The sequence below is a fragment of the Bradyrhizobium sp. SZCCHNR1002 genome, from assembly GCF_032381435.1.
In the GTDB taxonomy this organism is placed as follows: domain Bacteria; phylum Pseudomonadota; class Alphaproteobacteria; order Rhizobiales; family Xanthobacteraceae; genus Bradyrhizobium; species Bradyrhizobium aeschynomenes.
Genome location: NZ_JAUHIS010000001.1, coordinates 1,808,356 through 1,822,531 on the forward strand (window position 1 = coordinate 1,808,356; position 14,176 = coordinate 1,822,531).

General features: G+C 67.8%; 12 protein-coding genes. 5 read left to right on the plus strand and 7 right to left on the minus strand.

Going from position 1 to position 14,176, the window contains the following annotated elements; translation table 11 throughout:
- The first annotated feature begins 159 nt into the window (after nt 1-159).
- From QX108_RS08050 to QX108_RS08060, 3 genes are read left to right on the plus strand one after another with little or no spacing between them, the layout of a single operon-like run.
- Nucleotides 160-1,434 carry an FGGY-family carbohydrate kinase gene (locus QX108_RS08050; protein WP_315779919.1) on the plus strand — a complete coding sequence of 425 codons (1,275 nt, stop codon included), beginning with the start codon at nt 160-162 and terminating at the stop codon, nt 1,432-1,434.
- Nucleotides 1,431-2,300: a TIGR01459 family HAD-type hydrolase gene (locus tag QX108_RS08055; RefSeq protein ID WP_315779917.1), complete on the plus strand. Its 870-nt coding sequence runs from the start codon at nt 1,431-1,433 to the stop codon at nt 2,298-2,300. Before QX108_RS08050 ends, QX108_RS08055 begins: the two co-directional genes overlap by 4 nt.
- Before the next feature lie 12 nt (nt 2,301-2,312).
- Nucleotides 2,313-3,338: a class II aldolase/adducin family protein gene (locus QX108_RS08060; protein WP_315779915.1), complete on the plus strand. Its 1,026-nt coding sequence runs from the start codon at nt 2,313-2,315 to the stop codon at nt 3,336-3,338.
- Between the two features lie 44 nt (nt 3,339-3,382).
- Here the strand turns inward: QX108_RS08060 and QX108_RS08065 are convergent, their stop codons facing one another.
- Together QX108_RS08065 and QX108_RS08070 are read right to left on the minus strand one after the other, a co-directional pair.
- Nucleotides 3,383-4,291 (minus strand): amino acid ABC transporter substrate-binding protein, encoded by a 909-nt coding sequence (locus tag QX108_RS08065; protein WP_315779914.1) that lies wholly within the window; start codon nt 4,289-4,291, stop codon nt 3,383-3,385.
- A 128-nt stretch (nt 4,292-4,419) separates the two neighbouring features.
- Nucleotides 4,420-5,319: a LysR family transcriptional regulator gene (locus QX108_RS08070; RefSeq protein WP_315779912.1), complete on the minus strand. Its 900-nt coding sequence runs from the start codon at nt 5,317-5,319 to the stop codon at nt 4,420-4,422.
- A 117-nt stretch (nt 5,320-5,436) separates the two neighbouring features.
- On the opposite strand from QX108_RS08070, the gene QX108_RS08075 reads away from it, so the two are divergent.
- A complete protein-coding gene (locus QX108_RS08075) occupies nt 5,437-6,069 on the plus strand; it encodes an RraA family protein (RefSeq protein ID WP_315779910.1) in 633 nt (210 codons plus the stop codon).
- Nucleotides 6,070-6,788: 719 nt separating this feature from the next.
- On the opposite strand, the gene QX108_RS08080 is transcribed toward QX108_RS08075, so the two are convergent.
- The 5 genes from QX108_RS08080 to QX108_RS08100 form a co-directional block, all read right to left on the minus strand.
- Entirely contained in the window at nt 6,789-8,240 is a 1,452-nt protein-coding gene (locus QX108_RS08080; RefSeq protein ID WP_315779907.1) for an aldehyde dehydrogenase, read from the minus strand.
- Nucleotides 8,241-8,249: 9 nt separating this feature from the next.
- Nucleotides 8,250-8,987 carry an ABC transporter ATP-binding protein gene (locus QX108_RS08085; protein ID WP_315779905.1) on the minus strand — a complete coding sequence of 246 codons (738 nt, stop codon included), beginning with the start codon at nt 8,985-8,987 and terminating at the stop codon, nt 8,250-8,252.
- Complete coding sequence (locus QX108_RS08090; RefSeq protein ID WP_315720876.1) at nt 8,980-10,653, minus strand: branched-chain amino acid ABC transporter ATP-binding protein/permease; 1,674 nt, start codon at nt 10,651-10,653, stop codon at nt 8,980-8,982. Before QX108_RS08090 ends, QX108_RS08085 begins: the two co-directional genes overlap by 8 nt.
- The gene (locus tag QX108_RS08095; protein WP_172113329.1) at nt 10,650-11,525 is read right to left on the minus strand and encodes a branched-chain amino acid ABC transporter permease; all 876 of its coding nucleotides are present in this window, start codon (nt 11,523-11,525) and stop codon (nt 10,650-10,652) included. Before QX108_RS08095 ends, QX108_RS08090 begins: the two co-directional genes overlap by 4 nt.
- A 78-nt stretch (nt 11,526-11,603) precedes the next feature.
- On the minus strand, nt 11,604-12,821 hold the full coding sequence (locus tag QX108_RS08100) for an amino acid ABC transporter substrate-binding protein (protein WP_315779902.1): 1,218 nt from the start codon (nt 12,819-12,821) through the stop codon (nt 11,604-11,606).
- Between the two features lie 162 nt (nt 12,822-12,983).
- Between QX108_RS08100 and QX108_RS08105 the strand changes: the two genes are divergently transcribed.
- Nucleotides 12,984-13,931, plus strand: a complete 948-nt coding sequence (locus tag QX108_RS08105) for a helix-turn-helix domain-containing protein (RefSeq protein ID WP_315779900.1) — start codon at nt 12,984-12,986, stop codon at nt 13,929-13,931.
- The last annotated feature ends 245 nt before the right edge of the window (nt 13,932-14,176 follow it).

Below are 14,176 nucleotides of genomic sequence, written 5' to 3' on the forward strand. Positions count from 1 at the left end.
CGTCACGCGCGATTGCCTGCTTGCAAATTTCTTCACGTCTTGCAAAAAATTGCAGACACCGATCCGGCCGTCAATCCCCCAAACGTGCTGCAGCGCGTCAGGGACTGAAGGGATCGCGCGGGCAGGCGTGCTCGCCTGGTCACAACGAGAAGAGGTCGCATGAGGGAGTTGTTTGTCGGCATCGATGTCGGAACGAGCGGCGTGCGCGCCTGCGCGATCGATGCCAGTGGCGCGATCCAGGGCGCAGCTTCCGTGCCGCTGGCGCCGCCGCGTCAGGATGGCGCAGCCATCGATCAGGATCCCGAGCTGTGGTGGCGGGCGACCACATCAGCGCTCGGCAAGCTCGGCGAAGCCGTCGATCTGCGCGCCGCCGCGCGCATCGCGGTCGACGGCACGTCGGGCACGCTGCTGCTGATCGACGGCGACGGACGTCCCCGCTCCCTCGGGCTGATGTACAACGATGCACGCGCCGTCGATGAAGCCAGGCGGATCGCCGCGGTCGCACCGCCGGAGAGCGGTGCGCATGGCACCAGTAGTCCGCTCGCGAAACTGATGCATCTGCTGGCGTCGACCGGCGGCGCTGTCCGCGTCGCGCACCAGGCCGACTGGATCGCGGGCCGGCTCGCCGGCCGCCACGGCCTCAGCGACGAGAACAACGCGCTCAAGCTCGGCTATGATCCGGTGCAGCGCCGCTTTCCCGATTGGTTCGATCAGCTCGGCGTGCCGCGCGAGGTGCTGCCGACCATCCTGGTGCCCGGCACGCCGTTCGCCGAGATCGATCCCGCGATCGCGCGCGCGCTCGGCATCGGGTCCTCCGCGCGCATCGTCGCCGGCACCACCGATGGCGTGGCCGCCTTCATCGCCACCGGTGCCGACGCGCCGGGCGATGCCGTCACCTCGCTCGGCACCACGCTGGTGGTCAAGCTGATCGCGACCCAGCCGATCTTTGCCGCCGATCAGGGCGTCTACTCGCACCGGCTCGGCGACAAATGGCTCGCCGGCGGCGCGTCGAACTCCGGTGGCGCCGCGCTGCTCGCGCATTTCTCCGCCGACGACATGGACCGCATGACACCCTTACTGCGCCCCGACGAGCCCACCGGGCTCGGCTATTATCCGCTGCGGAAACCCGGTGAGCGTTTCCCGATCGCCGATCCCGCGCTGGCGCCGCGGATTACGCCGCGGCCGGCGGAGGATCACCGCTTCTTCCAGGCGCTGCTCGAGGGCATCGCCGATGTCGAGGCGCTGGCCTATCAGCGCCTGCAGGCACTCGGCGCGCCGACATTGCGGCGGGTCATCAGCATCGGCGGCGGCGCCAGGAACCACGCCTGGATGCGGATGCGCGAGCGCGTCATCGGCGTGCCCGTCAGCGTCGCGGCGCAGACGGAAGCCAGCTACGGCACCGCCCTGCTCGCCTTGCAGGGGCCGCCGCAATGACCGCCGCGGCGTGTGAGATCAGCGGCCTTTCCGCGATTGCCGACCGGTTCGATCACGTGCTGCTCGATCAATGGGGCACGCTGCACGATGGGCGCACCGTGTTTCCCGCGGCGCTGGAGTGCCTCGCCAGGCTGAAGCGGGCGCACAAGCCGACCCTGGTGCTGTCCAACTCCGGCAAACGGGCGCGCTCGAATGCCGAGCGACTGGCGCGGCTCGGTGTCAACACCGCGGCCTATGACGGCATTCTGACCTCGGGCGAAGTCACCTGGGCCGGATTGCGCGACCGGACGCGCGCGCCCTTCACCGATTGCGGCGACACCTGCTTCCTGATCAGCCGCGGCGGCGACCGCTCCCTGATCGAGGACCTGGACATCGTGACCGTCGACGACATGCGCGAGGCCGATTTCATCCTGCTCGGCGGGCTCGACGATGATCTGGCCGAGCCCGATCTCTGGCGGGACCAGTTCGCGCGAGCGGCGGCGCGCCGCGTGCCGATGATCTGCGCCAATCCCGACCTGATGATGTTCGGTGCGAGCGGCCTCGTCCCCGCCCCCGGCACGCTGGCGCGCGCCTATGAGTGGCTCGGCGGCGCGGTGACCTTCGTCGGCAAGCCGCATGCGCCGATTTTCGAGGCGGCGCTGGAGCAGCTCGGGCGTCCCGATCCGCGGCGCGTCCTGATGATCGGCGACTCGCTCGACCACGACGTCGCCGGCGCGCGTGCCATGGGCTTGCAGACCCTGCTGCTGGCCGATGGCGTGCATCGCACCGCGCTGGCGGGCGCGCCTGACCTCGCCGCGGCGACGCGAAAGCTCGCGGCGTCCGCGCGCCGCATGCCGAACTGGGCGATGCAGCAGTTGAGCTGGTGAAGGAGACGAGCCATGCGCGAACCCGCCGAGCTTGATGCGTTGCGCCGGATGTCGGCGCGCGTCGGCTGCAACATGCTGCTCGTGCAGGGCGCTGGCGGCAATTCCTCCGTGAAGGATGACGATGTCCTCTGGGTCAAGGCCTCCGGCACGTGGCTGTCCGACGCCAATGACAAGGACATCTTCGTGCCGGTGCTGCTGACGGCGGCGCGCGAGGCGCTGGCCCGCGACGACGAACGCATCCCGCTGGCCGCGCCCGGTGCCTTGCGCGCGTCGATCGAGACCTCGCTGCATGCGCTGATGCCGCACCGCGTCGTGCTGCACGTGCATGCCGTCAACACCATCGCCTGGGCCGCGCGTCGCGATGCGCGCGATGAATTTGCCGCGCGGCTCGACGGACTCGCCTGGCGTCATGTCGACTATGTCCATCCGGGGCTGCCGCTGGCGCGCGCGGTCAGCGCGATCGTCGCAAGCGAGAGCGTCGACGTGCTCATCCTCGGCAATCACGGCCTGGTCGTCGGCGCCGAGACCTGCGAGGACGCCGAGGCGCTGGTGCGTGACGTCGAGACGCGGCTGGCATTGCCGGTGCGCGCGACACAAGCGGCAGACGACGCCGCCTTGCGCCGGCTCTGCGCCGGCACCGAGTATCGGCTGCCGGCCGACGCAGGCTGTCATGGCATCGCCACCGATCCCTTCAGCCGCGCGGTCGCGACCGGCGGCTCGCTGTATCCGGACCATGTGGTGTTTCTCGGCCCGGGCCTGCCGACGATCGAAGGCGCCGACGGTCTCGCCACGCTGCTTGCGCGCGCGGGCGCAGCCGGCCTCGCCGCGCCCGTTGCGGCCTTGGCGCCGGGTCTCGGCGCCATCATCCGCAACGATGCCAGTCCCGGCGCGGAGGCCATGCTGAGCTGCCTCGCGCTGGTGACAAGCCGCCTGCCGCTGTCGGCCGAGATCAGCTATCTCTCGTCACAGCATGAGCAGATGCTGCTCAACTGGGACGCCGAACGCTACCGGCAGCAGCTGACGGCGAGCCGCGGGTAGTCGGCTGCATCAGCTGCTCGGATCAGCCGACGCGATCCGTGGCTTCATTCGGCTGCATAGGCATCCGGATCGGGACTGCTGCTGGGCTTCTTGAACGCAGCGCGCAACGCAGCCGGCATCGGATAGTTGAAATTGGTCCCGGTCGGCGGCACCGGCGATTCGAACCAGGTCTTGTAGAGCTTTTCGATCTCCGGGCTCTGATACAGCTCGGCCGTGACGCGGTCGGCGATAGCCTTGAACGGGGCATCATCCTTGCGCAGCATGATGCCGAACGGCTCGGCCTTGGAGAACGCATCCTCGCTGATGACATAGGCGGCCGGCTCCTTGGAGCGCGCGATCGCGACCGCAAGCTGGACGTCGTCGAGCACATAGGCCTGCGCACGGTCGGTCTCGAGCATCAGGAACGCCTCGGCCTGGTCCTTGGCCGGAACGATCGTGATGCCGAGCTTGCGCTCGACATTGACCTTGTTCAGTTGCGCGATGTTGGTCGACCCGGCGATCGCAACGGCCGTTTTGCCCTTCAGATCGTCGATCCGCCGCAGCGAGCTCGACGCCTTGGCGGCAAAGCGCGTTGCGCTGAGAAAATGCGTGTTGGTGAAGGTGACGAGCTTCTGGCGCTCCGCGTTGTTGGTGGTGGAGGCGCACAGAAGGTCAATGGTGCCGTTGGTCATCAGCGGAATGCGGGTGGACGAGGTGACCGGAACGGTCTCGACCACGAGGTTGGGCAGCTTGAGCTCCCGCTTCACGGCGTCGGCGATCCGCGCACAGATGTCGAGCGCGTAGCCCACCGGCTTCTGGTTGCCGTCGAGATAGCTGAAGGGCACCGCCGCTTCCTGGAAGGCGACCGTGATCTTGCCGGTTTCCTTGATCTTCTGCAGCGTGCCGCTCAACTCCTCGGCGCCGGCGGCATGTGCCGCCAGAACCAGTGCCAGTACGCATCCCCATCGGCGCATCGAAGCCTCTCCTCGTCGTCATTCCCTGCATGGTGCAGCGGGCCGCAGCCTCGCTTCGGCCGACCGCGATGAAAAGGGATAAAAACGCTTCTCCGCCCATTCCAAAAAGTGATGTCTATCTCGGACCTCTAGCCCTGGAGCTGGCGGCTGAAGTCACAGGTCCTGCGCGCCAGCTCGGCCACGACGGCCGTCAGCGCCGACGGCCTGTCGTTGCGATACATCGCCGAATACGGCACGGCGGGGAGCGCCGGCCTGACCGGCACGACGGACAACTTTCCCTCGGCAAAGAGCGGCCGGAAGCAGCGTTGCGGAAGATAGCTGATGCCGAGGCCGGCTACGGCGAGACCGACGAGAGCGGTGAGATTGTCGACGGTAATCGCACGCTTGAAGGCGACGCCGTTCGCCGTCAGCCACCGATTGATGTAGAGCCCCTGCCCGGAGCGGCGGCCCTGCATCAGGAGAGTATATTCCCCGAGCTCCTCGAATCCGAGCGGGCGGCGCGACCGAACCAGACCAGGGCGTGCGGTCCAGACGTTCTGCACCTCGGCGAGCCTGACAGAGGTCACATCCGGGTCGGAAAACACCTCGGGAACCACGATCAGGTCGATGCTGCCTTCCATCAGGCGATCGTAGAGCGTGCGGGTGGTCTCCACCTCGGGCTCGATCACCACGGCAGGATGCTGCTCCCGAATCGCCGAGACGAGGCGCGGCAACCAGGTCAGCGCCGACAGCTCCGTGGCACCGAGGCGCAGCCGGCGGGCCGGGGACTGCCGTCCGTCCCTCAGCGCCATGATCTGCTCCTGCAGCGTCAGCATCTGGCGGCCCAGAGCGAGGATCTCCTCGCCCCGCTCGGTCAGCCGCGCACCGCGCTGGCGGCGGTCGAACAGTGGCACGCGCGCGGACGCTTCGAGCTCCTGGACGCGCTTGGAGATCGCCGACTGCGTCGTGTTGAGCTTCGCCGCGGCGCGCTCGAACGTACCGAGCTCCGCGATCCAATGCAGCGCCTCGAGCTGCTTCAGCGTGATCATGAGACATTCTCAAAAGCGATGATATGACATCATCATTTATCTGTTTTCTGAATTTGGCGCGAGTCCTACACCCGAGCCTGCGCAGCCATCCGACGGCACGCATCGAGGAGAACGACAATGAGTGACACCGAACCGCCGCCGGTTGCGACAGTCGATCCCGGCCTGATTGCAGCCTTCAGGCAGATCCCGACCGCCGTGATCAGCGACAATCTCGAGCGTTTGCCGGGCGCGATCGGCCTCAAGCCGTTCTACAAGGGACCGCCGATGGCCGGGATCGCGCTCACGGTCGACACCGCGCCCGGAGACAATCTGTTCGTCCATCGCGCGCTCGATCTGATCAAGCCCGGCGATGTGCTCGTGATCAATGGCGGCGGCGACGAGACGCGCGCCCTCGTCGGCGAGATCATCGCCGCGATCGCCGAGCAACGCGGCGCGGCCGGAATCGTGCTCGACGGCGCCATCCGCGATTCCGCCGTGCTGATGTCGTCGCCGTTTCCGGTGTTCGCGCGCGCCGCCAACCATCGCGGCCCCTACAAGAACGGGCCGGGCACTATCAACCAGCCGGTCTCGATCGGCGGCATGGTGGTGGCGCCCGGCGACGTCGTGGTGGGCGATGCCGACGGCGTCGTTGCCTTCGCGCCGCAACGCGCTGCGCTGCTGTTGGAGATGACGCGGGCGCAGGAGCAGCGCGAGGCGGACATCCTGGCGAGCATCCGTGCCGGCCGCTATACGGGAGCCTACGGAAAATAGCCGCGGGCGGCGGCGCCGCGTCAGGACGGCGTCGCTGCAAGACCATCGACCGCACACCTGCCCGACGGGCGACTCATGCCCTCGCGCAGACTCTCACCTGTCCCCGCCGGGCAAGCCAAAGCGGTGCGCCGGAAAACCGATTTCGCCCGTCGTCTCAGTCAGATGACCTCTGTCCAGTCGTTCCACGAAAAATAAATCGATTTCGTTTTCAGCGAAAACGTGTTTGGGTGCCCTCGTCCCGCCTCGCCAAGAGGGGCGCATCGCGATCGTCACGACGCGCGGGGTGGGATGCGGTGGGTGTGTCGGCTCGCAGCGTGGCCATGGGTCATGCGGACGAACGGGCCCGATGCGCCGGCGAAATCGTAAGGTCCTGGCCTCCCGACGCTGAGGCCACGCTGGTGGTGATGATCCGCCGGTTATGGGGGCAAGACAGCCGGTCCCCGGGGAGAGGACGTATAAGCCGCCCAACCATCGCGCGGGGAATGCCGGGATGTCTCGGCTGAACCTGTGGTTCCTGCCGCCTGCATTTTTTTCGCAGGCGGGCCATGGGTGCGGCCAGCGACCGGCATTCCCTGCGCCCTCTGTTTCGACGAGGGCGAAACGGCCCTGACAACTCGGACGCCATGCGCCGCGAGGCCGCAGCGTCACGTCGCCCGTGCAACGTGTCCGCCGCGACACCGCCTTTGCCCTCGCCGCGCGCCAGCGAGGTGACGATGAGCTCAGAACGGATAGTGCCGCTCGCCGGTCTGCACCGTGATCCAGCGCAGCTCGGTGAACTCGTCGATCGCGGCCTTGCCGCCGAACCGGCCATAGCCCGAGGCCTTGACGCCGCCGAACGGCATCTGCGGCTCGTCATGCACGGTCGGCGCATTGACGTGGCAGATGCCGGACTCGATGCGCTTGGCGACGCCGATCGCGCGGGCGATGTCGCGGCCGAACACCGCCGACGACAGTCCGTACTCGGTGTCGTTGGCAACGCGCACCGCCTCGTCGACGCCGCCGACGCGCACGACGGTGACCACGGGGCCAAAGCTCTCCTCGCAATAGATGCGCATCGCCGGCGTCACGTGGTCGACGATGGTCGCCGGCATGATCGTGCCGGTGCCGCGGCCGCCGGCGGCGAGCACCGCGCCCTTGGCCACGGCGTCCTCGATCAGGGTGCCGACGCGGTCGCAGGCGGCGGCGCTGACCAGCGAGCCCAGCACGACATTGCCCTTGCGCGGATCGCCATACGGCAGACCCTTCGCCTTGGCAGCGAACTTCGCGACGAATTCGTCGGCGACCTTGTCGTCGACCACGATGCGCTCGGTCGACATGCAGATCTGGCCCTGGTTCATGAAGGCGCCGAACGCGGCTGCATTCACCGCAGCGTCGAGATCGGCATCGTCGAGGATGACCAGCGGCGCCTTGCCGCCGAGCTCGAGCAGCGCGCGCTTGAGATGCTTGGCGCAGGCCATCGCGATGAGACGGCCGACGCGGGTCGAGCCGGTGAAGTTGACGCGGCGGATCGCAGGATGCGCGATCAGCGCCTCGACCACGGCCTGCGCATCCTCGGGCGCATTGGTGACGACGTTGACGACACCGTCACCCAGTCCCGCCTCATGGAGACAGGCGCCGATCAGCCGGTGCACGCCCGGGCTCATCTCCGAAGCCTTGAGCACGACGGTGTTGCCGCAGGCGAGCGGCATCGCCACCGCGCGCACGCCGAGAATGACCGGCGCGTTCCACGGCGCGATGCCGAGCACGACGCCGGCCGGCTGGCGATAGGCGAGCGCGAGATTGTCGGGCACGTCGGTGGGAATGACCTCGCCGGAAATCTGCGTCGTCATCGCCGCAGCCTCGCGCAGCATGCCCTCGGCGAGATGCACGTTGAAGCCAGCCCAGCCGGCCGTGGCGCCGGTCTCGGCCATCATCAGCGCGGTGAACTCGGCGGCGTTGCGCGCCAGCGCGTCTGCCGCCGCACTGAGCCGCTTGCGGCGCTCGCCGGGGCTGAGCCGGGACCACGCGGGAAACGCCGCCGCGGCGGCATCGGCGGCGCGCAGCGCGTCGTCGATCGAGGCGGCCGCAACGATGCTCGCGATCTCGCCGCTGATCGGATTGAGGCGCTGGAAGGTGCGCTGGTTGGCGGCGGACTGGTCCTTGCCGCCAATCAGGAGATTGATTGCGTTCATGGGGCTCTCCTACTTGGACTTGGATGTAGCTGGTTCGCGCGACTGGCCGAGATAGGCGCGCTGGATGTCGGCGTTGCTCTTCATTTCGGACGCCACGCCATCGCCGGCATTGCGTCCCTGCTCGATCAGATAGACACGGTCGGCGATATCCAGGCTGGCGCGGGCGTTCTGCTCGACCATCAGGATGCCGACGCCGTCGCCGCGGATGGTCTTGAGCGCGCGAAACACCTCGCGGCTGAGCAGCGGCGACAGGCCGAGCGAGGGCTCGTCGAGCATCAGCAGCTGCGGCCGCGACATCAGCGCGCGGCCGATCGCCACCATCTGCTGCTCGCCGCCGCTCATGGTGCGCACCGCCTGGCCCATGCGCTCGGTCAGCCGCGGAAACAGCGCCAGCACATGCGCGAGCCGCGCGTCCTCGCCGTCGCGGGCGCGCGCCGGATAGGCGCCGAGTTGCAGGTTCTCCGCCACGGTGAGGTCGCCGAACACCCCGCGCCCCTCCGGCACCAGCGCGATGCCGCGCTCGACGATCTGATGCGGCAGGAGCTGCGCGATGTCTGAGCCGTCGAAGCGGATCACGGCGCCCGCCCGCGGCCGGATCAGGCCGGCGATCGCCTTCAGCAAGGTCGACTTGCCGGCACCGTTGGCGCCGAGGATCGCGATGATCTCGCGCGGCGCGACGTTCAGGGTGACGTCGGCAAGCGCCTGGTGCTTGCCATATGCGTGCGACAGGCCGGAGATCTCAAGCATCGGGCTCTCCGAGATAGGCTGTTATCACTGTGGGATCGGCGAGCACCTCGTCCGGCGTGCCGCGCGCGATCACGACGCCCGCGCTCATCACGACGCAGCGGTCGCAGAGCGCACGGATCGCATCCATGACATGCTCGACCATCACGATGGTGATGCCGCGAGCGCGCAAGGAGGCGATCAGGGCGATGCCGGTCTCGAGCTCGGTCGGATTGAGCCCGGCCAGCCACTCGTCGAGCAGCACCAGCCGCGGATGCAGCGCCAGCGCGCGCGCCAGCTCCAGCCGTTTCTGGTCGATATAGGTGAGATCGCCCGCCGGGCTGTCGGCCATGTCGCCGAGCCCCACCATTACCAGCAGCTCGTGGATGGATTCTTGCGCCGCGCTGCTGCGGCTGCCGCGGAACAACGCCGCGGTGGCGACGTTCTCGGCGACCGTGAGATCGGGCATCACGCGCACCAGCTGGAAGGTGCGGGCGAGCCCGAGCCGCGCGATCCTGTGGGCGGCCATGCCGTTGATGACGGCGCCGTCGAAGCGGATGGTGCCGTCCGACGGCACCAGCGCTCCGGAGAGCATGTTGAGCAGCGTGGTCTTGCCGGAGCCGTTGGGCCCGATGACGCCGAGGATCTCGCCGGCGCGGACGTCCAGGCTGACCTTGTCGACGGCGCGCAGGCCACCGAAAGACTTGCCGACAGTCTCGGCCGCGAGCAGCGTTCCGCCGCCCGACAGCGGCTTGACCGCGGCGACCTTGCTGCGCTCGCGGCGCCAGACCTGATCGACCAGCCCGACCACCCCCTTCGGCAGCGCCAGGACGATGCCGATGAAGATCAGGCCGAGCACGATGCTGAAATGGTTGGGCAGCGCCGCGGTCAGCACCTCGAACAGCAGCACCAGCGGGATCACGCCGAGCACCGGCCCGATCAGCGCGCCGGCGCCGCCGAGCAGCGCCATGATCACGACCTGGAACGAGATCATCGGGTTGAAGGCGATGGCGGGATCGATATAGGTCCAGCGCGGCGCCATGATCGCGCCGGTCACCGACATGAACACGGCGCTGACGATGAAGACGCCAAGCTTCACCGCCGTGGCGTCGATGCCGGAATGGCGCGCGGCGGTCTCGTCGGCGCCGATCGCGCGCAGCGCAAGGCCAAAGCGCGAGCGCGTCAGCACGAAGCCGGTCAGGAACACCAGCGCGGTCAGCGCGCAGAGCTGCCAGTACAGCATCTCCTGGGTGATGTCGCTGAACAGATAGCGGCCGACCGATTTGTGGATGTTGACCTCGTACCAGATCACGAGCTGGCGGATCAGCTCGGCGAGGCCGAACGAGAAGATGATGAAGTAGATGCCGGACAGCCGCAGCGTCGACAGCCCGGTGATTGCCGCAACAACGGCGCCGACGCCCGCGGCGGTCAGCAGCTGCAGCGGCCAGCTCAGCGTTTCACCGGTGACGGCAGCCGTGTAGGCGCCGATGCCGAAGAACGCCGCCGTCGCCAGCGACACGTAGCGGGTCGGGCCGGAGAACATCGCCCAGGCGGTCGCCAGCACCGTGAAATAGAGAATGCTGATGCCGAGCGCGAGATAATAGCCGTTGGCATAAAGCGGCAGCGTGATCGCAGCCGCAGCAACTGCGAGCCCGATACACCAGGCGAGAATTTTTCCGGGCGAGGTCACGACGCCGCCTTTCCGAACAGTCCGGTCGGCCGGATCAGCAGCACAGCGAGGAACAGCGCGAAGGTCGCCGCCAGGGTCAGCCCGGGATCGACCAGCCGCGCCACCGCGGTCTCGACCACGCCGAGCAGCAGGCCAGCGACCAGCGCGCCCATGACGTTGCCGACGCCGCCCATGATGACCACGACCAGCGCCTTCATCGTGAAGACCACGCCCATCGAGGCGTTGAAGGTGAGGAACATGCTGACCAGCACGCCGCCGGCGGCGACGAGCCCGCCGCCGAACGCGAAGGCAAGGCCGGCAAGCTGGCCGACATCGATGCCGACGAGCTGCGCGGCGTTGGGATCGACGGCGACCGCACGCACGGCGGTGCCGAGCCGCGTCCGCGTCAGTGCGAGATACACCGCAGTGCCGATCAGCGCGGCGAAAGCGAGCGCGACCAGGCGATTCACGGCCAGGGTCGAGCCGAGCACCGTCACCGGAATGGAGAGATAGCTATAGCTGTAGTATTGACCACCGAACGCGACCAGCATGACGCCCTGGATCACGAACAGCACGCCGAACGTCACCAGGATGCTGTCGACCTCCTGCGCGCCCCGATCCTTGCTGCGGCGGATCAGGCGCTGCAGCAGCAGGCGATAGAGCAGCCAGTTGAGCAGTGCGGCCGCGGGGATCGCGAGCACGAGCGCCAGCAGCGGGCTGAGCTTGAGGCCCGAATACAGCGACAGCGTGCCGAAGGCGGCCGCGACCAGCGACTCGCCGTAGGACAGGTTCATGATCCGCGCGACGCCATATTGCAGCGTCAGGCCGAGCGCGATCAGGGCATACATGCCGCCCAGCACGAGGCCGGGCAACAGGATGTCGAACAGCAGCATGGGATGGGTGCCTCTTGCGCGAGGCCCGCGGGCGCGCATGACATCACGCGCGCCCGCAAGCTCACGGTCTCGTCTCGGCTATTTCCACTCGGGCTTCGGCACGACCGCCGCGCGGGCGCCCGGCAGCGAGGCCGGCGACAGCGCGTAGAACTCGCCGTTCTGCCACTGGCCGACGCTCCAGACCTCCTGCAGCAGGCCGTCCTTCAGCTTGACCTTGCCGATGATGGTGTCGAAGGAGCCCTCGCGGATCTCCTTGGCGACCGCGGCGCGATCGACCTTGCCGACCTTCTCGATCGCCTGCTGCAGCACCTGCAGGCTGGCATAGGTGATCGAGCTCGCCCAGCGATCCGGCTCCTGCCCGGTCGCCGCCTTGTGGCGGGCAAGATAGTCCTTCAGCGGCGGAGAATCGGCATTCCAGCCGCCGATCCCCATCACGCCGTCGCTGTTGGCGGCGAACTTGCCCTTGAACAGCGGGAACGCGGTGCCGACGCCGACATAGAACACCTTCGGATTGTACTTCAGCAGCTGCGCCTGCTCGGTCAGCCCGATCGTATCCGGCGGATAGCTGAAGGCGATGAAGGCATCGGCATTGGCCGCGATCGCATCCTTCAGCAGCGGCTGCAGGTCCTGCGAGCCCATCGGATAGGTCTTGTCATAGGCGATCGTCAGCCCGGCCTTCTTGAACGCCTCGCGTCCGGCCGCGGCGAGCTCGATGCCGAACTGGTCGGCGACGCTGACCATCGCCACGGTGCCGCCGATCTTGCCCTCGCTCTTGAGCTTGCCGAGCAGCTCGGCGAGGCCGTTGGAGATCTGCGCCGAGGTGCCGAGCCAGAAGGTGGCGTTGGCCCAGCGCTTGGCAAGCTCCGGCGCCTTGTCGGTCACCGAGGTGACCGCGAGATGCGGATAGCCAAGCTTGTTGAGGGTCGGACCAACCGCGAGGTTGAGGCCGGTGCCCCAGGGCGACAGGATGAAATCGACCTTGTCCTGGTTGGCGAGGCGCTCGATCGCCTTCACCGCCTCCTCCGAGGAGCTGCGGTCGTCATATTCGACGATCTCGACCGGCAGCTTCTTGTCACCGAGCTTGATGCCGCCCGCCGCGTTCACGTCCTTCACCCACAGCTGGTAGTTGGGCAGCGTGGTGATGCCGGCGCCGCCGGCATAGGGGCCGGTCTTCGAAATGGCGTAACCGATGCGGATCTTGTCGGTTTCGGCCTGCGCGGCCGTGGCGCCAAGGCCGGCCGCGATCGCCGCGGCCCCCGCGATGCGCAACAACTGACGACGGTTCGTCGAAGTCATCCGTTTGTCCTCCTCCGGTGTTCACGCGCGCGCTGCGCGGGTGAAGCATTGACGTTCCTCTGCTCCCCGCCTCGGTCCGCGGTTTTTGTTTGCGGTCGTTGGGGGCTTGACGAGGGAAACACCGCGGGCTTGGGTGGCGCAATGGACGGTTCCGGCAAAAGAGTGTACTTTTCTGGCCCGGTGGCCGCGCACAATGACGCGGCCCTGGCCCTGCGCCCGCCGCGCGGCAACCCCGCCACGGTCGGCGCCGAGGCCATTTCCTCGCATTTCGAGCCGAGGCGGTGGTCGCTACGCTCCGACGCCGCCCGGCCCTTCATTCACCTGCTCTGCCTGTCGACGGGACAGGCCTCGGTGCGCTTCACAGCCGAGGAGATGCCGATCTGGAGCGGTCCTTCGCTGGTCTGGCTGCCGGCAGGATGCGCCGAGCAGCTCGACATCGCGGCCGGCGCGGCCGGTCACCTGCTTCGGCTGCGCTCCGGCCTCTGGCACCGCCATCTGCCGTCCTCGGCCGAGCCGGCCTATCTCGACCTCGCAGGCACCGAAGCCGTTCTGGCGTTCGCCGTCTCAGCCGAGCTTGCAGCAGTGATGGCGCGCTCGATCGCGGCCATCGCCGCGGAGCTCGAAAATCCGGCCAGGCGCGGCGCCGTCTCGATCCTGTCGGCGGAGCTGACCCTGTGCGTGCTGCGCTTCTGGAGGCTGTTCGCCGACGAGAGCGCCGGCGAGGCGCAAGGCTCGAGCGCCGAGATCCTGAGCCGCTTCCGCCGGCTGGTCGAGGAACGCTTTCATCAGCAATTGCGCGTGGCCGACTACGCAGCCCTGCTCGGCGTCACGCCGGACCGCCTGCATGCGCTGTGCACCGGCGCGCTGAAGCGCTCGCCGAGCGCGCTGATCCAGCAGCGCGTCGTCCAGGAGGCTGCGACCCGCCTGGAGACCACCACCGCGACGATCAAGCAGATCGCGTTCGCACTGGGCTTCAAGGACAGCGCCTATTTCAACCGCTTCTTCGTCAAGCACACCGGACAGGCACCGGGGGCGTGGCGCAAGGGGGTCTCGTCGCAACGAACCGCCGGACAAGCCCGCGCCGTTCTCGATTTCGCGGATTGGCCGTGACGCGCCCGGCCCGAGCAAGATCAGGTCCGTCCCCGACAACCTCATGCCGGCATCCCGCGGCGCCACATGCTTTTGCCACAGAAATTATTTAATTTTAAAAGGCCACTTGCTGGGCAAAATTATATTTAATATAAATTAAATCAAGCGCCCCCTCTGATAATTTAATGACCCAACACATCAAATCCTTGTCTTGGCAGGCATCCGGACGGCTCCGACGTCCGCAGCGCAACTGATGAAGCTTCAAA